The following is an 18257-nucleotide window of genomic DNA, read 5'->3' as shown; positions in this document are numbered from 1 at the left end:
CCCTCCTTAAGGATTTATAGTAATTTCTTTTGTCCAAGTGGTAAACGAACTTGCATTGCTGCCGTTGAAGGAAAGGCCTGCGCCCGTAGAGCTGTCCCATTTGTCTCCCCCGAGGGAAGTAGGGCCTACAACTCTTGCGATAACCTTTCCAGTCGGATTTGTTTCGCCGTACTTGAGAGCCGGCTGATAGTAAGCCGCCGCATCGAAGAAGGAGTCCTTGAGAGTCCATCCAGCGCCGATCCTGGCCGCATACCTGCCCCCTTCGCGAGAGTCGAGGTACATAATGCTCGCAAAACCCATCATGAGCCGCATTCCTTTGAACATATTCAGAATCTTGGTATCGTTGGCCGTCGAACCCAGATTCCGCAGGAAGTTGCATTGGTACATCGTTGCCCACCTCAATCCGTTGCTCCCCCATCTGATTTCGTCCCACTGCGCGTTTGCCGCATCATCAGAGTGGCTTGAGTGAAATTGGGTGGAGGAATTCAAGGTATAGAAATGCGAGGCTGCTCCCTTTCCATTGCCGATGGCATTCGCATCCAGTCCATGTCCCGCAAAAGCGAAAAATTGCTTGGAGTCTGCAAAGGAACCCGTCAAATCGCTGGACCAGGATTGATTATCCCTATAAACGGTGCCTGTGTCGGCAAGATTGTTGCCTACCATGCCATCATGCAAGGCTTGCACATATTCTCCTCCGGCACGATCGCCGTACGCGCAGCTGCCCGTTCTCTGATAGGCGCTTTGTCCGCTGTACCCATGCGTCCATTTCGCATCGGCAACTCCGGTCGCCCAAGATGATCCCATCGATACAGCCAGCAGAGCCGGGATGACTATCTTCTTTTTCACAATTGCACCTCTCATTTCTTTTATTTGGAATTTAAAGCAATTTTATCCTATCAATCTTTTTTGTTCATGGAAATAGTAAAAAATTACTAATTTCTATTTAGGAGAAAAAAATCATTTCACATTAATATTATTTCTGTATAAATATCTTTTTTATAAATTAAATGATGCTGTCACTTCATCTCTGGCCATAGCGGATTCATCCTGTACGACAAATCAAAAAGCTGTCCCCCTGCCTTTCGGCAAGGAGACAGCTTTTTTAAGACAAGAATAACGAATCAGTATTCCATCAGCATGGATACGTTCTGCCAGCCAGCGCCGACCGTCCAGAACACCAGATAGTCGCCGCGCTTGATCTTGCCGTCCCGCAGAGCGTCATGCAGGGCAAGGAACGGGCTGTTGCTGGCGGTGTAGCCGTATTTGTCCCCGACATAAGCGACCTTGGAGCCGTCGATGCCGAGCCGCTCCGAGACGAGCTTCACGTTGCCGACCGAGAATTGGGAGAACAGATAAGCGCCAACCTCCACGTCCCGGATTCCGTTGCTTTCCATCAGCTCGCGCAGGGAATCGACCGCGGAATCGACGCATACGGAGTCGTCGAACGGAGTGAATCGGACCTGGGCTTCGGCAGCGTCCCCGCGATACAGGTTCGAGAGGCCATTGGCAGGGAACAGGGAATTGTCGATGACCGCCGTGTCCGTCTGATAGAGCGAATCGATGAAGCCGCCGCTTCCTTCCTGGGATTCGAGAATGACGGCAGCCGCGGAATCGGCGAAGTTGGAATGGTACACCGGCTCCTGAGGGCTGTGGACGGAGAAGTGATCCGCTCCGACGACGAGCGCCCGCTTGATGCGGGGATTGCTCAGCATCGTGCGGCTCGCCTGCTCGACCGCCACCAGCATGCCTGCGCAGTTCGCGTTGATGTCGTAGCACATCGTCTGCTTGCTGCCGCCAAGTCCGCTATGGAGCTTGAGAGCGTTGCTCGGAAGCAGATACTCCGGCGTCTGGGAGGAGAAGATGATGAGATCGAGGTCCTCGGCAGCCAACCCGGCGGCGGCAAGCGCCTTGCAGGATGCCTCCAGCGCCATCGTGTACGTATTTTCTTCCGGGCTGTCGATGACAAACCGCTTGTCGCGGCCAAGCGCCTTCAGCAAGCCCGACACTTCGACGCCGGACTGGCGGAAGCGCTCGATATAGTACTCATTGTCCACTTCGTGGGAAGGATGGTAGATTTCCAGGCTGCGGATTCGGACGGCTGTCATTGGCTTTGCCTCCTCTGGATCGGATTTAGACTTCGGTGATTTCGCAGTTTTCCAGGCCTACTCCGCGAGCGACGCGTCCGAGCTGCATTTTGAGCACCGGATTTTTGGCAAGCAGGAGAGAAACCTTTTTGAAGCCGTCTTCCTTGTACAGCGCAAAGCAGCCTTCAAGAATCGGCAGCGAGCTTGGAGCCGAGACATTGAGCAGCGTGCAGTCGATGCGGATTTCGTACTCGGACGTATCGATCGTCGCGATGGTGGCCTTGTACGCCTCCACGGATTTCATGCCGTCCTCCGGAGAGAACGTTCCTTCTACCTGCGCGTTGAAAATCTTGTTCGTTTTATCCAGATCAATATTGAAGCTACCCATTTCGGTATCCTTCTTTCTTGGCGAGTTTAGTTGAATTCAGTTGACGACGAGCGCTTTGAGCCGGTCCAGAATCGGAGCAGGCTCGGTTCCATCGGTAATGACCTCGATGAGGCACGGACCGTCCAGGTTTTCGAGGAAGGATGGAATCGACGCCATCTCCTCGATGCTGCCGACCGACATGGACCGTACTCCGGCGGCTTCCATCATGGCCGCGATGGAGATGCGCTCCTGCTTGTAATCCGGAATGGAGCGGCTGAAGAGGAACTGCTGGCCCCTCTCCACATAAGACAGCATCGCGTTGTTGATGATGAAGTAAACGACGGGAATCCGATATTCCTTGGCGGTCAGAATATCCATCCCGTTCATGAAGAAGCACCCATCCCCTGCGATGACGGCGACCGGCCGGGACGGATCGGCGAGGGCCAGTCCGGGCGCTCCCGAGATTGCCGAGCCCATCGCTCCGTAATCGAGGTTGATTTCGAAGTCTCCCCCGTCCGGGACATGGATGTACTTCAGCGCGAAGTTGGTGAACTCCCCGATATCGCATACATAGCGGGTATCCGACGGCATGGTGCGCTTCAGGTTTTCCAGGAACAGCCGCAGAGACATGCCGGTATGGTTGAGCTCGTAAGGCGCGTTGACGGTCTCCACCCGAATGTACCGGATGGATGCGGCCGGAACAGCCTCCAGAAGATAAGGAAGAACCTCCTTCAGATCGCCGCATACGGCTGCGTCCGTATGGAACACCTTGCCGAGCTCGGAAGGATCGCGGTCCACATGGACGACCTTCCGTCCGGCGACAAGCACGTCGTTGAAGTTGCAGGTCGAGGCTTCCCCGAGGCTGCTGCCCAGCACAAGCACGCAGTCGGGTTCGGCGGAATTCACATACCGGCTGGCTGCCTCCGTGCTGGAGAACCCGTAGTTGCCCAGATTCAAAGGAAAATCTCCCGAAACGATTCCCTTGCCGGCCGGCGTCGTAATTACGGGCCACTGCAGCTTCTCGCTGAGCTGCCTGATGCCGTCGCCGAAGCCACGCCCGCCGCGGCCGACCATGATCAGCCCCTTGCTTGCGGAGCGGATCAGCTCAGCCGCATGCTCCAGCGAAGCAGGGTCCGGCAGAGGAGCTGAGAACTCGGCTGCAGCCGGCGCTTCGGGAATAGGAACGTCCAGATCCAAGCGCTGGATGTCGATAGGAATGCACAGGTACACCGGACCGCAAGGAGGAGTCAGAGCGATCCGTACCGCCTTGTCCAGCTCCTCCAGCACATCCTGCTCGCGCAGCACCGTCGCGCTGTACTTGGTGACACCCTTCACCATCTGTTCTCCATCGAGCTCCTGGATGGCTCCTTTGCCCATCTGCCAGCGGTTGATGCCGCCAGCGATGACCAGCATCGGGGCTTTGGCCCGCTTCGCGTCCGCAATGCCGTTCATCATGTTGCTGACGCCTACAGCTCCCGCTCCGGCGCATACGGACAGCCTTCCCGAAGTGCTGGAATAACGGGCCGCCGTATAGGCCGATCCCGCCTCGTTCTTCGCGATGACGGGCTTGATGCCCACGTCGATGAGCGAATCATAGATCGGTCCGATGATGCCGGCCGGAATTCCAAACAGATACTCGACTCCTGCAGACTTCAAATAACGCAGCATGGCTTCTGCGAGTTTCATCGAATCCACTCTCCGATTCTATAAATCTTCTCTGTAAAAAGCGGCTAGGCGTTTCCGTTGGCGGCTTGCGCCGGAGCAGGCTCATGCAGGCCTCCGATGGAGGCCGCGATCGCCGGACCGGCGGCCCCTTGCTCTTCCATGAAAGGAACGGCCTTCTTCGGCAAGTGTTGAATGCTGCCCATTTTCATCTGTTTGCTTCAGGATCAGCCGCATGGCGGGATGCTTCTTCTTGGATGGCCAGCACCTGCTGCCTCAGCAGACGTGCCGAATCGAGCGACTGCGACATGGCGTCCAGCTGCTCCTCCGCGGACATGGAGATTTCCTTGGAACCGGCCAGCGCCACTTCCGTGCTCTCCGACGTTCCGCGGACGGAGGTCAAAATTTCTTCCGTGCTTGCGTTGATCTGCTGCGTGACGCTGGATATTTCCTGAACCTTTTCGGATACGCTTCCCGTCAGGCCGACGATCTCATGGAAAGCCTGTCCGGCCGAGTTCACGCTGCTCACCCCGGACTGCAGCTCCGCGTTGAAACGGGTCATCGCTTCGGAGGAACGCCGGAAATAGCTTCGAATATCCGCAGCCGTCTTGGCGATATCCCGGGCCGAAGAGGAGGACTGCTCGGCCAGCTGGCGAATCTCGCTGGCAACGACCGAAAAGCCCCTGCCGAATTCGCCCGCATGGGCAGCCTCGATCGCCGCGTTCAGGGAAAGCAGATTGATCTGGCTGGAAATCTGGCTCACGACATGGGCGATCTTCTCGATCTCCTCGTTCAAGCCGCTCATTCCCGACAATGCTTCCGAGGAAGCCGCCGCATGCTCGGAGACGACATTCATCTGGGATACCGCATTGTCGATGACCGCGGCTCCCTGGTCGGCGGTCTCCGCTACGACAGCCGTCTCCTCTGCAAGCGACATCGAGGAGTTCGCGATATGCTCCATCCCCTTCGTGACTTCCTCCAGCATGGCCATATTGTTTCTGGATTCCACTGCGATGGACTCGTTGCCGAGCGAGATCTGCTCGATGGAAGCCGTTATTCCTTCCACCAGGTCTTTGCAGAACTCATTGTCCCGGACGAGCGAACCGGAAGCGGCAGCCGCTTCCTTGGCCAAGGACAGGATGCGCTCCGTGCTCTGGGACTGCTCCTGTTCCTGCAGCGCAGAAGTCGCAGCCTCGGCCTCGCCTGCTGCCGGCTCCAGGCCGAAGTGGCGGCGAATCTTCGGCGAGAGCGCCGTCAATGCAGCCGCTCCCGCAAGAACCAGGACAAAGGTCAGCATTCCGCCCCATGCGGCGCTGCGGCCGCTTGCGCCCGCAAGCGACAGCACGGCGAAATGGACGATACCCGATGCCGCTCCGATCAGTGCGGCCGACCCGGCAAACGCAAGCGCCAGAGGCCTTCCGGCCGTAAACGGATTGTTCATGATCATGCCCGCTTTCTTTACTGACTATGGTTGCCTGTTTGCTCCCCGCCTGAATGCTAGGTTGCTTGTTGAGCTTTCGTTGATGACGACGCTCCTTTCCGCTCCCGGCGGATCGACTGCAAACATTACACATATCGGAATATAACGATGCATTCTTTAACTTCATGGCAAATTTGAACGATTTTTGTCGAAATCCGCTTTTTTTCCATGCCGCCGCCCCGAATTTCTCATGCGGAGCCGAACCAAAAAAAACCGGCCGGAAGGGCCGGTTCGGAACTAGAAATCATGGTGCCGGGCTTAGCCGAGAAAATGCTTGATAAAAAAGTCCAGCTGATATTCCATGCTCAGAGGATCGTTGAAATAAAACGCTTTTGCGTCCGCTTCAAAGACATGCTGATTTTGGACAGCGGGAATGTTCTTGTACGTTTCCGTCGTCTGGAACGAATTGTCTTCATCGGCGTTTTTGCTGAAAATGACATAGTCGCCGACATAATCGCTCAAGACTTCATTCGATACGGCGAAGTAGCCGTCCCTGCTCGTCGCTTCCTTGACCTTCTCCGGCATATGCAGGCCGAATTGCTGATAGAGGATTTCGGTTCCGCGGCCAAAGTTGTCTCCATAGACATAGAGCTGCTTGTTGAACGTCTCGATGACCGAGACCGTCGCATCGGCGCCGATCTTCGCCTTGATCTCTTCTCCGGCTTTCTTCGTACGGGCATCGAAGTCGTCTACCCAGGCTTGGGCTTCCTTTTCTTTGTTCAGCAGCTTGCCGATTTCCAGCTGCTGCTGCTTGAAGTCTACCTTTCCGTACGTATAGGTGACCGTAGGGGCGATTTCCTTGAATTTATGGATGTTTTTAATATCGGAGAGCCCGATGATGAGATCCGGGTTCAGCTCCACAATCTTTTCAAGGCTTTCTTCGTCTACAGCTTCCACCCCGTCCAGCTTGCCGGCGAAATTCGGGTTGTCCATGGACATCTGGTCCACGCCGACCAGCGGTACGCCGAGAATCATGACGTTGCCCGTCAGGAACCGGGTAAGCACGACGACGCGCTGCGGATGAGTCGGAACCTCGACAGGTCCGCTCTCGGATTGATAAGTAAAGGTTGCCGCTTCCGATGCGGGCGGCGCTGCGGGAGCCGGGGAGCTTCCGGCGTCGGCATCGCTGGCTTGATTGCCGCCGCAGGCGCTCAGCAGAACAACAAAGGCAAGGACAAATAGAACGGAAAGCTTTTTCATGACATGACTCTCTCCCTTTAGATGCGATCTCTACACAGCCAATTAATGATTATGAAAATCATTCTCATTTACATGAGTTATTATAGAGATGCATTGGTTTTCGAGCCATGCCTTTTTGTTGGGAAATGGGCTTGGACTATTGATTGCCGGCAACGAAAACAGCTTGGACTATTGATTGCCCGTAAAAAGCGCCTCCGCCCGCCGAAGCTGCAATCGAATCGATACCGGATTGTACGGCACCCAGTCATCCTTCTCCAGAAAGTGAACGCGATTGCGGCGTACAGCGGGAAGCTCCTCCCAATAGGAAGAGCCCAGCACCGCTTCGGAATGCGCCGTCGACCCTTTGACATCCGGAAACACGATGACCATAATCCGGTCGCCCGCATAGTCCGCAAGCTGCGAAATTTCAATAGAGATGGAATGGAATTGTTCCCCGAGGCAATTCATCTCCTGCTTGATCTTGGCTGGCGGCTGCAGACCAAGCGAGCTGTAGAGGACATATCCGACATTGCGGGCTCCGTATACGAGCAGTTTATCCGGCTTGACCACCACTATCGTGATCGTCTCGCCAGCCGCTCCGCTATGCTGTATCCGTGCACGGGCTGCCTGTTCCTCCTCCTCGAATTCAGCCAGCCATCGCTCCGCCTGCTCGGCTCGCCTGATTACCTGGGCGATAAGACGGAGATGCTCCTTCCACCCGACCCCCATCCATGGAATCTCCGCAATCGGGGCGGCGACACGCAGCTGGGCGGCATGCAGCCCATGCTCGTCCAGATGCCGGCTGTCGGCAATGATCAGCTCGATGTCATGGGCGAGCAAAGCCGACCTCACCTGCTCGACGGAGCTGTCGGCATGAATGAACAGCATCGCTTGCGGCTGCTGAACCCCTTCCGCGTTCACGTATTCGCTGTTGTCGGATATGAGGACGGCCGGCTCCAGCCCGAGGAGCAGCAGGTGGCTGGCGTATGGAGTCAGCATGACGGCTGCTCGCCGCAAAGGCATCCGATTGTAGGCAGAGGGCGGCATTCCCGTCTGCTGCTTGAACCGCCGGCTGAAATAGAACTCGTCCTTGTAGCCGACCTTGAGCGCGATCTCTCTCAGCGTGCCCGAGCCGCTCAGGAGCAGCTCCTTGGCCCGATGAACGCGAAGGCGCGACAAGTATTCATTGAAGGAGAAGCCGGTCAGCTGCTTGAACAGAATGGAATAATGGGACGAGCTCACTCCGGCGATTTCGGCCAAGGCGTCTCGCGTCATCCTGCCGCTGTATTGATTCTCCAAATAAGCCAGGCTTCGTTCCATGGACGGCTGCAGGCTTGCCGCCTCCCTGGAATGCTGCCGCTCGAGCAGCATGAGAACGAGCTGGTGGAAGACGATCTGATTGCGGACATGGCGGGCTTCGCTTTCCGGAGAACGATGGACGTACAGCTCCTCTACAAGGGCAGCCATCTCCGGCTCGCAGGGAAAGAAGCGAACCTCTGAATTGGAGGCGATATCGCTTTTGCGCATCATTCCCTCTGCAAGCTGCTTCGGCTCCATGGAGCCGATGGAGAGGGTATAGGCATGGAGCGGCTGCAGACGGTCCGCAATCAGAGCGGCCTCGCTGCATGGTGGAAGCAGAATGATGCTCCCTTCCGCAATTTCGCCGCTGCGATCGCCGGCCTTGAAGATGCCTTTGCCGCCGGCGATGGCGACCAATGCGGTAGAGCTTTGCCCGATCGGCAGATTCGCGCTGCCATAGAGCGATTGGATGCTGTCGAATGTATAGAACGGAAACCGGGACTCCACCCATTCCGGGACCACAACTTTATCCACCCCAATGCCTCCATATGAAAAAAGTGTAAACAAGCCCATCTCTTGCTTCTACTATGCCCGCTTGGACGACCGATGTGCAGACGGACGGAGAAGCGGAATCCTGCCGGCTCGGAGCCTACCTTGGAAAAGCATGCGCTATAATGTCCATTGTACCTAACCGATATAAGGAAGGAGAAGATGAAGCTGCCGAATCGGCGGGGCTGTCATCGCCTGTCTTGTTCGTTTTCCTGAGCTCGCTCTCTCTTCGAGGACATGCCTGATGATTGAAACTGCGGTGCTGCAGGTCCATCGTATCCCTTACGACAGCATACGCCAAGAAAGGAACGTAATCCTACCGATGTCTTATTCGCTTCGATCCATTTTCGCCGTCTTGCTCGCCGCCGTAATCATTCTGCTGACCGGAGCGCTGAGCTGGTCGATCGGCAGCAAAACAACCATTGAAATCGAATCCCAGATCGGCCAGTCCCTATCGGAAACATCCTATCAGATGGCGGATAAACTGGATTCCTTCATGTGGTCACGCTCGGGTGAGCTCGATGTGCTGAGCAAGCTGGAAGCGTTGCAGCATCCCGGCTCCCCGGAGCAAATCCGAGCTTTGCTGGATCAATTGAAATTAAGCCTGCCTTCATTTACCTGGGTAGGCTATCTGGACCCGAAGGGAACGGTCATCGCATCCACCGACGGGATTTTGACGGGCAGCAACATCGCTCAGCGTCCTGTTTTTCAGGAAGGGATAAAAGGGAAGTTCATCGGAGACGTCCATGAGGCGGTCCTGCTGGGCAAGCTTCTTCCCAATCCGACCGGAGAGCCGATGCAGTTTGTCGACATCAGCCTGCCGATCTACGACAAGGCCTTGAACGTTCAAGGGGTGCTGGCGGCTCATCTCAGCTGGGCCTGGGCCCGCGAGATCGAAGCCTCTATTTTGCATCCCTTGCAAGAACATAAAGAAAAAGTAGATATTCTGGTTGTCAGCCGAAACAACGATACGGTTCTCATCGGCCCCTCCTCCATGGTGGGCAAGCCGCTGGTGCTGAACAGCTTGTCGGAAGCTCAAGCCGGCAAGAACGGCTATTCGAAGGAACGCTGGAGCGACGGCAAAACCTATTTGACGGGGTACGCGCTTGGAGACGGGCATCAGAACTACAAGGGACTCGGATGGACCGTCATCATCAGGCAGCCGATCGACATCGCCTACGCTCCCGTAGATGATATCCGGCATTTCATTATTGGGATCGGGGTATTGACCGCCCTCGTGTTCGCGATAGCGGGGTGGTTCACCGCCGGCATGGCCGCTCGCCCGTTGAAACGGATTACGGTTGCCGCCGAGCGCTTGCTCCGGGGCGAGCATTCGGCGATTCCGATCCATAAAGGCATCCGCGACATTGAAATTCTGTCGAAAACCCTCCATCACCTGGTCACGGACCTGACGAAGACCGAGCTTGCGCTCGATGAGATGGAAAATCAGGCTCATCAGGACAAGCTTACGGGACTTCCCAACCGCCGCGCGCTGGATTCGTATCTGGACCACGCGGTCGCCGCTGCCCGCAGCGGCAAGGTTCTGACCTTTCTCTACATGGATTTGGACGGCTTCAAGCTGGTCAACGACCAGTACGGCCATCAAGTCGGCGATCTGCTCCTGCAGCAGACAGCGGCTAGAATCCGTTCCTGCATGCGTGCTGGAGAGCTTGCGGTCCGCCTGGGAGGCGACGAGTTCCTGGCCGTGTTCTACACCTCCGCAAACGATTCCGAAGCCGGCGGCACCGCGCTGGCGCACCGGATTATCCAGGCCATCAATGAACCCTTGCTGATTGATGGCCATTCCATTGAAATCGGCTGCAGCGTAGGCGCAGCCCGATGGCCGGATGACGACCCGGATCCGATCTCGGTCATCCGCAAAGCCGACGAGGCTCTGTATCGCTCGAAGCGCGAAGGCAAGAACAGAGTGACCTTCGCAGGCAAGGAAGGCTAGCCTTTTGAAAACGGAGAGAAGCCGCATACCGATCCGGTATGCGGCTTCTCTCTATTTCCGTCCTGCGGCCGAGCTCCGTGCTGAACAGCTGAAGGAGCACGATCATGCAGCCTGCTATTCATCTTGTTATTCGGCCATTAACCTCTTAATTGCCGAACAGTACATCTTTGTCTCTTCCCGAAACCGTTATGGTTTTATCAGAGGAGCTCGGAACGAGCTTGAATTGATTCTCGTTTACTTTTACGGCGATAGCGGCTACGGATGCCGCGTTCAGCTGATTATTCAGATCACTGACCAAGGCAGCCATGTCGGCATAATTCCAATCCAGCATAATCGTTGCCGTTGCTGCGCCGTCGCCGATGGTGAACGTACGGTTTTTGGAGCTGTCCTCGTCCGTCCCGGTGTAATGATTGTTTTGGAAGAAGAAGGACCAATCATTTCCGCCCAATGTAATCGAAGCGGAAGATCCGGTTTTGAAGGTAGTGATGAAGAAGGTGTCTTCAAACCCCATCCCGCCTAAGGTCCGGTTACCAAGGTCGATTCCATGCGCATTGCAGTAGTCCTGGATAAAGCTGTCTACCGCCGAGCCTACCACCTGTCCTGTAGTGAATCCGTTCAACGGAATGTTCCAGGTCAGGTCAACCGGAATGGTGATCTTCCCGTCGCTTATCGTGAAATGCTTCGGGTTCGCTTGGAAATTTGTTGACGTTATCGTTTTGCTTTCTCCCCTGGCTTGAGCAGCATAAACGGTAGAGAAATCAAAAGTGGTCAACACTTTGCTTGTAAGGGTCTCGAGGCCAGCAATAACCGCCTCTGCTTCCGTCAAGCGCGTGATATCTCCTACAATCGCCTTCTGGGTTGCGGTCAGAGCTTCATAGGCCGTTCGTGCTTGAGCTGCTGCTGCTTTGTCGGCCAGAGTGACAGCCTCTTTTGCCGGCAAGGCGGCAATTTGCGCTTTCACCACATTGGCCGCTGCCTGGTCTGCTGCTGCCTGCGCTTCCAGCGCCGCGATAGCCGCCTCCGCTTCCGTCAAGCGCGTGATAGCTCCTGCAAGCGCCTTCTGGGTTGCGGTCAGAGCTTCATAGGCCGTGCGTGCTTGAACTGCTGCTGCTTTGTCGCCCAGAGTGACAGCCTCTTTTGCCGGCAAGGCGGCGATTTGCGCTTTCACCGCATTGGCCGCTGCCTGGTCTGCTGCTGCTTGCGCTTCCAGCGCCGCAATAGCCGCCTCCGCTTCCGTCAAGCGCGTGATAGCTCCTACAAGCGCCTTCTGGGTTGCGGTCAGAGCTTCATAGGCCGTGCGTGCTGCAACTGCTGCTGCTTTGTCGCCCAGAGTGACAGCCTCTTTTGCCGGCAAGGCGGCGATTTGCGCTTTCACCGCATTGGCCGCTGCCTGGTCGGCTGCTGCTTGCGCTTCCAGCGCCGCGATAGCCGCCTCCGCTTCCGTCAAGCGGTTGATGTCTCCTACAAGCGCCTTCTGGGTTGCGGTCAGAGCTTCATAGGCCGTTCGTGCTTGAGCTGCAGCCGCTTTGTTCGCCAGAGTGACAGCCTCTTTTGCCGGCAAAGCGGCGATTTGGGCTTTCACAGAATCCGCAGCTGCCTGATCTGCTGCTGCCTGTGTTTCCAGCGCCGCAATAGCCGACTCCGCTTCCGTCAAGCGCGTGATAGCTCCTACAAGCGCCTTTTGGGTTGCGGTCAGAGCTTCATAGGCCGTTCGTGCTTGAGATGCTGCTGCTTTGTTCGCCAGAGTGACAGCCTCTTTTGCCGGCAAGGCGGCAATTTGCGCTTTCACCACATTGGCCGCTGCCTGGTCTGCTGCTGCTTGCGCTTCCAGCACCGTAATAGCCGACTCCGCTTCCGTCAAGCGCGTGATGTCTCCTACTAGCGCCTTCTGGGCTGCGGTCAGAGCTTCATAGGCCGTTCGCGCTTGAGCTGCTGCCGCTTTGTTCGCCAGAGTGACAGCCTCTTTTGCCGGCAAGGCGGCGATTTGCGCTTTCACCACATTGGCCGCTGCCTGGTCTGCTGCTGCTTGCGCTTCCAGCGCCGCGATAGCCGCCTCCGCTTCCGTCAGGCGCGTGATAGCTCCTACAAGCGCCTTTTGGTTTGCGGTCAGAGCTTCATAGGCCGTACGCGCTTGACTTGCAGCTGCTTTGTCGGCCAGAGTGATCCCCTCTTTTGATGGCAAGGCGGCGATCTGGGCTTTCACCAGATCGGCTGCTGCCTGGTCTGCTGCTGCTTGCGCTTCCAGCGCCGCAATAGCCGCCTCTGCATCCGTCAAGCGGTCGATATCTCCTACAAGTATCTTCTGAGTTGCAGTCAGAGCTTCATAGGCCGTTCGTGCTTGAGCTGCAGCTGCTTTGTCGGCCAGAGTGATGGCCTCTTTTGCCGGCAAGGCGGCGATTTGGGCTTTCACCAGATCGGCCGCTGCCTGGTCGGCTGGATCTGGTGTTGGCGTTGGCGTTGGTGTTGGTGTTGGTGTTGGCGTTGGTGTTGGTGTTGTTGGTGCCGGTGTTGGTGTCGATGTCGGTGTCGGTGTTGGTGTCGGCGTTGGTGTCGGTGTTGGCGTTGGTGTCGGTGTTGGTGTTGGTATCGGCGTTGGTGTCGCAGATGGCTTTGGCTGTTCTTCCAGGCGGGTCAGCAACTTGGAAGTGACCAGGGCTGCATCCTGGCGGCTTGCTTCATTGACCGGCCTGAACGTGCCGTCGGGATTTCCCGCGATGAGGCCGAGTTCAACTGCAGCGCCAACCGCGTCTTTTGCCCAGCTGGAAATGGAAGCCGCATCAGAGAAAGGTAAATGCTGGCCTTTTCCGCTGCTGTCGACACCCAGCGCATTAATAAATGTAACTGCCATCTGCTCACGGGTGAGGCTCAGGCTGGCGCCAAAGGCCCCATTGCCCATGCCTTTAAACAAACCTGCCTTTACCGCTGCTTCTACAGCGGCAAAAGCATAATTGCCGTTCGGGACGTCTTTGAAGGTAGCCTTTGATGGGGGACTGCCAAGATCCAGCTTGAGAGCTTTTGCCAGTATAATGGCAAAGTCCTGCCGCTTTATCGTGCCGGACGGGTCGAATTTGCCGTCGCCGATACCGTTGATGATCCCCATTTCGGCAAGCTTATTAATGGCGTCTTTGGCATAGCTGCCTGTAATATCGGTCAAAGATTCTTGTGCGGAAGCGTGGGGTACCAGAACGCTGAGCAACGCGGCCGTCGACAGGATAGACAATGATTTGGCTTTAAAACTCATTTTTATCTTGATCTCCTCAAATGGTTATTTCCCAGAAAATAAGGTTTCGCAGCAGATGAATATAGCACACTTAAACTATTGTATTTATCGGTAAATCTTTAAGCAAGATAAATGATTTTGATCGAAAAGGCGTGCAGATATCCCTTTTTATCACGGAGATGACACCCGCCGGAAGGCAGCTATCGGAATTTCTCCGCAACAAAGGCACTTTTTTTGCAGCTATGCCGTTCAACAGCGGGCATCCACACCGTCTCATGAAGCGGAGGATTCGCTTCTCCCGTGTCTTACCGGCTGTAAACTGTACATGCTCGAAGGGAGTAGAACAACAAAAAAACCGGCCTCTGAGGCCGGTTATATCGTGTTGATTTCGGTATTCCGCTCTCTTTCGTTCACAAGAACCTGTGCTCTGGCATCAATCCGGAAGCCCGGATCAATCTATCGACCCCAACGAGTTATTGTCCTCGCCGAATTTTTCCGAATTGATGAAGGCTTGCTCCGGCTACGACCGCGCCGACAATGCCTGCCGCCAGCTTGACTCCCAGCTTCAGCGAAGATCCGTCGGCATCCATCGTGGCGGCCAGCAGGCACAGCATGGAGGAGAAGAATAGAAGATAGCCCAATTGGCTGCTCTTCTCGCTTCTTTTTTGTCCGTTCGTATTTGCCATGCTCTTCATTCCCCTCCCGTGTTCGATCCCTGAAGCTAGATTTTATAAGCCTTCATCGCCTTGCGCAGCTCCTTGATGCTCGGACGCTTGCCGTAGAGCAGGACGCCGGTACGGTAGATCTTGGCGGACAGCCAGCCGAACACGTAGATGCTGACCAGCATGATGCCGAGCGAGACGAGCACCTCCCATGTCGCCACATGGCCTACGCCTACTCTCAGAACCATGACATACGGCGAGAAGAACGGGATGAACGAAGTCACCTTGACCAGCATGCTGTCGGGATTCGCCAGATTGAAGATGCCCAGATAGAACCCGGCGAGAGACACGAACGTCAGCGGCATGACCGCCTGGCCGAGATCCTCGGTACGGCTGACCAGGGAGCCGACGGCCGCGTACAGCGTTGCGAACAGGAAATAGCCGGTCAGGTAGAACAGGAGAGCGAAGAGGAGAAGGTCCGGACTGACGTCGCTGAGATGGATATCCAGATTGCCGAGCGCCTCCCTGTTGGTCGGGATCTGGATGTTGATGAGGACTGCCGCCACATAGATCGCGATCTGGAGCAGGCCGACCAGGAACATGCCGAAGATTTTGCCGAACATGCTGTTCAGCGGAGACACGCTCGTAATCAGCACCTCCATGATGCGGGAGCTCTTCTCGGTCGTCACTTCGCTCGCGATGACCTGGCCCGTCGCCATGATCGACATGAAGAGCAGGAACAGGACCGCATAGACCATGCCCATGTTGACGCCCTGCTGGGAAGCCGTGCGGCCGGCATCCTCGGCGGTTCCATCCGTCGATATCTGCAGCGCCTTCACGTCGACCGGCGCATACAGCAGCGTCTTCTGCTCAGCCGTAAGGCCGGCGGCATTCGCCTTGACGATCTGCAGCGCGGTTTTCAATTCATCGACCGCGGAATTGTCGAGCATCTTCTCGGATTTGAAAAGAGCGGAGTAGAAGCCGGTCTCCTTGCTCGGCTCCAGCAGCATGTAGCCGCTGATCTTCCCGTCGGTCAACGCTTTCTTGAGAGCGGCCTCCGCCGAAGCCGCATTCGCTCCTCCATCGATCTTCTCCAGCTTGAGCTTCCGCTGGCCTGCCGGCTGGGAGTCGAAATATTCCTTGACCCAATCGCCGACGAGAGTCGGGGTCACGCTGCTTTGCGCCAGGTCGCTCTGCATGGAGGCGTACCCGATCGTCTTCGGGCTGTCCGAGCCCCCGGATTTGAACAGCGAGATGATGTAGGGAAGATTGATGGCCAGCGATAGAATAAGGACCAGGATGAGCGTCGTGATAAGGAAGGCTTTGCCTTTGACCTTGTTGCGGAACGTAAAGCCGGTGACCGTCCAGAACTCATTCATGTTTTTCACCTACCGTTTTTATAAAGATTTCGTTCAAAGTCGGTTCCATGATCTCAAAGCGGGTGACGTCGCTCTGCTGCATCGCATGACGCAATACCGCGCGCCCGGAAGCCTCGTCCGCGATACGCAGCTCGTAGGCATGCTCATGCCGCTTGACGCCGAGAACGCCTGGCAGCTCCTCCAGTCCGGAGACCTCTCCGTCCGCTGCCAGCATGACTCTCTCCTTCGGAAAACGGTTCTTGATCTCCTTGAGGCTGCCCTTGAGCACCTCGTTCGATCGATGCAAAATCGTAATGTTGCGGCAAAGCTCCTCGACATGCTCCATCCGATGCGTCGAGAACAGAATCGATGCTCCCTGATCGCGGAGCTCCTTGACGGTCGACTTCAGCAGCTCCACGTTGACCGGATCGAGTCCGCTGAACGCTTCGTCCAGAATCATCAGCTTCGGCCTATGGATGATCGTCGCGATGAACTGGATCTTCTGCTGGTTGCCCTTGGACAGCTCTTCCACGCGCTTGTCATAATACTCCGGCACTCCGAAGCGTTCCAGCCACGTCTTGAGGCTTTTGTCGGCGTCCGCCGCCGACATTCCCTTCAGCCGGGCAAGGTAGACCAGCTGCTCGCTGACCTTGACCTTCGGATAGAGGCCTCGCTCCTCCGGCAGGTAGCCGATGTCCCTGAGCTGCTGCTTCGTGTACGGCTTGCCGTTGTACAGAATCCGGCCCTCGTCGGGAAAGATCAGCCCGAGCACCATCCGCATCGTCGTCGTTTTGCCCGCGCCGTTGGCGCCGAGCAAGCCGTAGATTTCTCCGCGGTCCACCTCCAGGCTGATGCCGTTGACGGCGGTTTTGTCTGCATATTGCTTGACGACTCGTTCCACAATGAGCGGTTTCACTTCTTGTTTCCCCCTGTTCGTCTTGAAATGCTGTCCAGACGTTTGCCTTTTTCGGCATCGCCTGCAATCTAGGCTTCGCTTTGCGGGTTGATTTCCTGTTGCTCATGCTTGGATCCGATTTGTGTTCCTTATCGCTTAACGCTTCTGCCGGATCAGGTCATCCAGAATATCGTCCAGCTCCAGCGCTTTCTGGCCGCTGATGAGATATCCTTGCTGGCGGCACCACTGCTCCGCTTCCCAAGCTCTGGAGGTGACCACGCGGCAGGTGCCTCCTCCCGCCTCCTCGACCCGTACGATTCCGGGCATCGCAGCGGCGGCGCTGGCGACGTCGCCCGGCGAAGCGCCTTCTGGGGAGGATAGGTAAAAGGTATGCCAGGATCCCAGCAATTCATCCTTCTCGTACATGCCGATGATCCGGCCCGAATCCATGATGGCGATATAATCGGCCAGCCGCTTCACCTCGTCGATGATATGCGTAGCCATGACGATCGTCCGGCTGCCTCCGTCCATGTACCGGTGGAGCTCGTCGACCATCGTGCGCCAGGCCAGCGGATCCAGGCCCGATGAAGGCTCGTCGAGCAGCAGCAGCTCCGGACCGTGCGCCATGGCGAGAGCCAATTCGTATTTCCGGCGCATGCCTTTGGACATTTTCCCCAGGCGCAGCGAAGGATCCACCTCGAATTGCCTCAGCATTCTCTCGAATTCGTTGCGATCCCATCCGGGATACCATTGACGGACGAAGTCCGCCTTGGCCGTGCCGCGCAGCCTGCCGTCGAGCTTGTCGTCTTCTTCCGGGACGTAGCCGATCCTGCGCTTGAGCTCCGTATCGTCCGTTCCTTTGCCGACCGCTTCGCCCAGCATCATGATCTCCCCTGCATCGGGGCGAGCCTGATCAAGCAGCAGTCGGAAGGTGGAGCTTTTGCCGCAGCCGTTGGGACCGACAATCGCGGTCACATAGCCTGCCGGAAGCTCCAGATCCAGGGGACCGAGCCGGAACCGGCTGCGGTTCAGCAGCACGCCCGAGAAGCTTGCGGCCGGTACGCTTCCAACGACGTCCGGCTGTGTTCCTCTATCCGCTGTCACCTTCGCATTCTGAACAGCTGTACTCACCCGGTTTCCCTCCGATCGGTTCGTCATGTCATCTTCCTCCGCTTCAGCTCTTCGCGCAGCATGCTCTCCAGCTCGGCACGGCCGAGGCCTGCGCTTGCTCCGGCGTCCACCGCAGCCGAGACGGCCGCCTCTACCGCCTCCAGCCGCTGCCTGGCGCCGGCTTCGACATCGACCTTGGCGACGAAGGTGCCTGTTCCCTGCTTCGTACGGAGCAAGCCCTCCGCCTCCAAATCCTGATACACCCTGCGGATCGTGATAAGGCTGCATTGCAGATTCTGGGCAAGCTCGCGGTTGGAGGGCAGCAGCGTATTCTCCTCCAGCTGGCCGCTCATGATCAGCGACCTGAGCTGGGATTCAATCTGGTGGTACAGCGGCTCGGCGCTATGCTCGTTGATATGAATGGGTAGCCGCACGGCT

At 56.7% G+C, this 18257-nt stretch carries 14 protein-coding genes; 1 reads left to right on the top strand and 13 read right to left on the bottom strand.

The window, feature by feature from the left end; all coding sequences use genetic code 11:
• Positions 1–6: 6 nt before the first annotated feature.
• The 7 genes from VE23_RS21740 to VE23_RS21710 form a co-directional block, all read right to left on the bottom strand.
• Complete coding sequence (locus VE23_RS21740) at positions 7–684, bottom strand: DUF6345 domain-containing protein (RefSeq protein ID WP_198156200.1); 678 nt, start codon at positions 682–684, stop codon at positions 7–9.
• A gap of 437 nt (positions 685–1121) precedes the next feature.
• Positions 1122–2105, bottom strand: coding sequence for a 3-oxoacyl-[acyl-carrier-protein] synthase III C-terminal domain-containing protein (locus VE23_RS21735; protein ID WP_049869092.1), 984 nt, complete (start codon positions 2103–2105; stop codon positions 1122–1124).
• Between the two features lie 25 nt (positions 2106–2130).
• A complete protein-coding gene (locus VE23_RS21730; protein ID WP_048745265.1) occupies positions 2131–2472 on the bottom strand; it encodes a hypothetical protein in 342 nt (113 codons plus the stop codon).
• Between the two features lie 36 nt (positions 2473–2508).
• Positions 2509–4137 (bottom strand): thiamine pyrophosphate-binding protein, encoded by a 1629-nt coding sequence (locus tag VE23_RS21725; RefSeq protein WP_049869091.1) that lies wholly within the window; start codon positions 4135–4137, stop codon positions 2509–2511.
• A 184-nt stretch (positions 4138–4321) separates the two neighbouring features.
• Positions 4322–5554 (bottom strand): methyl-accepting chemotaxis protein, encoded by a 1233-nt coding sequence (locus VE23_RS21720; protein WP_198156199.1) that lies wholly within the window; start codon positions 5552–5554, stop codon positions 4322–4324.
• A 297-nt stretch (positions 5555–5851) separates the two neighbouring features.
• On the bottom strand, positions 5852–6793 hold the full coding sequence (locus VE23_RS21715; RefSeq protein WP_049869089.1) for an iron-hydroxamate ABC transporter substrate-binding protein: 942 nt from the start codon (positions 6791–6793) through the stop codon (positions 5852–5854).
• A gap of 168 nt (positions 6794–6961) precedes the next feature.
• Complete coding sequence (locus tag VE23_RS21710) at positions 6962–8605, bottom strand: AraC family transcriptional regulator (RefSeq protein ID WP_232317016.1); 1644 nt, start codon at positions 8603–8605, stop codon at positions 6962–6964.
• A 337-nt stretch (positions 8606–8942) separates the two neighbouring features.
• Between VE23_RS21710 and VE23_RS21705 the strand changes: the two genes are divergently transcribed.
• Entirely contained in the window at positions 8943–10574 is a 1632-nt protein-coding gene (locus VE23_RS21705) for a sensor domain-containing diguanylate cyclase (RefSeq protein ID WP_049869087.1), read from the top strand.
• A gap of 145 nt (positions 10575–10719) precedes the next feature.
• Here the strand turns inward: VE23_RS21705 and VE23_RS21700 are convergent, their stop codons facing one another.
• From VE23_RS21700 to VE23_RS21675, 6 genes are all read right to left on the bottom strand, one after another.
• A complete protein-coding gene (locus VE23_RS21700; RefSeq protein ID WP_049869085.1) occupies positions 10720–13815 on the bottom strand; it encodes an S-layer homology domain-containing protein in 3096 nt (1031 codons plus the stop codon).
• A 452-nt stretch (positions 13816–14267) separates the two neighbouring features.
• Positions 14268–14480, bottom strand: coding sequence for a hypothetical protein (locus VE23_RS21695; protein ID WP_021878475.1), 213 nt, complete (start codon positions 14478–14480; stop codon positions 14268–14270).
• A gap of 35 nt (positions 14481–14515) precedes the next feature.
• The gene (locus VE23_RS21690; RefSeq protein ID WP_049869084.1) at positions 14516–15835 is read right to left on the bottom strand and encodes an ABC transporter permease; all 1320 of its coding nucleotides are present in this window, start codon (positions 15833–15835) and stop codon (positions 14516–14518) included.
• Complete coding sequence (locus VE23_RS21685) at positions 15828–16730, bottom strand: ABC transporter ATP-binding protein (protein ID WP_021878473.1); 903 nt, start codon at positions 16728–16730, stop codon at positions 15828–15830. The genes VE23_RS21690 and VE23_RS21685 overlap by 8 nt, the downstream gene beginning before the upstream one ends.
• Positions 16731–16865: 135 nt before the next feature.
• The gene (locus VE23_RS21680; RefSeq protein ID WP_084781619.1) at positions 16866–17867 is read right to left on the bottom strand and encodes an ABC transporter ATP-binding protein; all 1002 of its coding nucleotides are present in this window, start codon (positions 17865–17867) and stop codon (positions 16866–16868) included.
• Positions 17864–18253, bottom strand: coding sequence for a GntR family transcriptional regulator (locus VE23_RS21675; protein WP_021878471.1), 390 nt, complete (start codon positions 18251–18253; stop codon positions 17864–17866). The genes VE23_RS21680 and VE23_RS21675 overlap by 4 nt, the downstream gene beginning before the upstream one ends.
• Between the last annotated feature and the right edge of the window lie 4 nt (positions 18254–18257).

The organism is Paenibacillus sp. D9, from assembly GCF_001188365.1.
In the GTDB taxonomy this organism is placed as follows: Bacteria; Bacillota; Bacilli; order Paenibacillales; family Paenibacillaceae; genus Paenibacillus_O; species Paenibacillus_O humicus.
The sequence above is the reverse complement of the archived record's forward strand: the minus strand, read 5'-3'. Positions and strand labels throughout refer to the sequence as shown.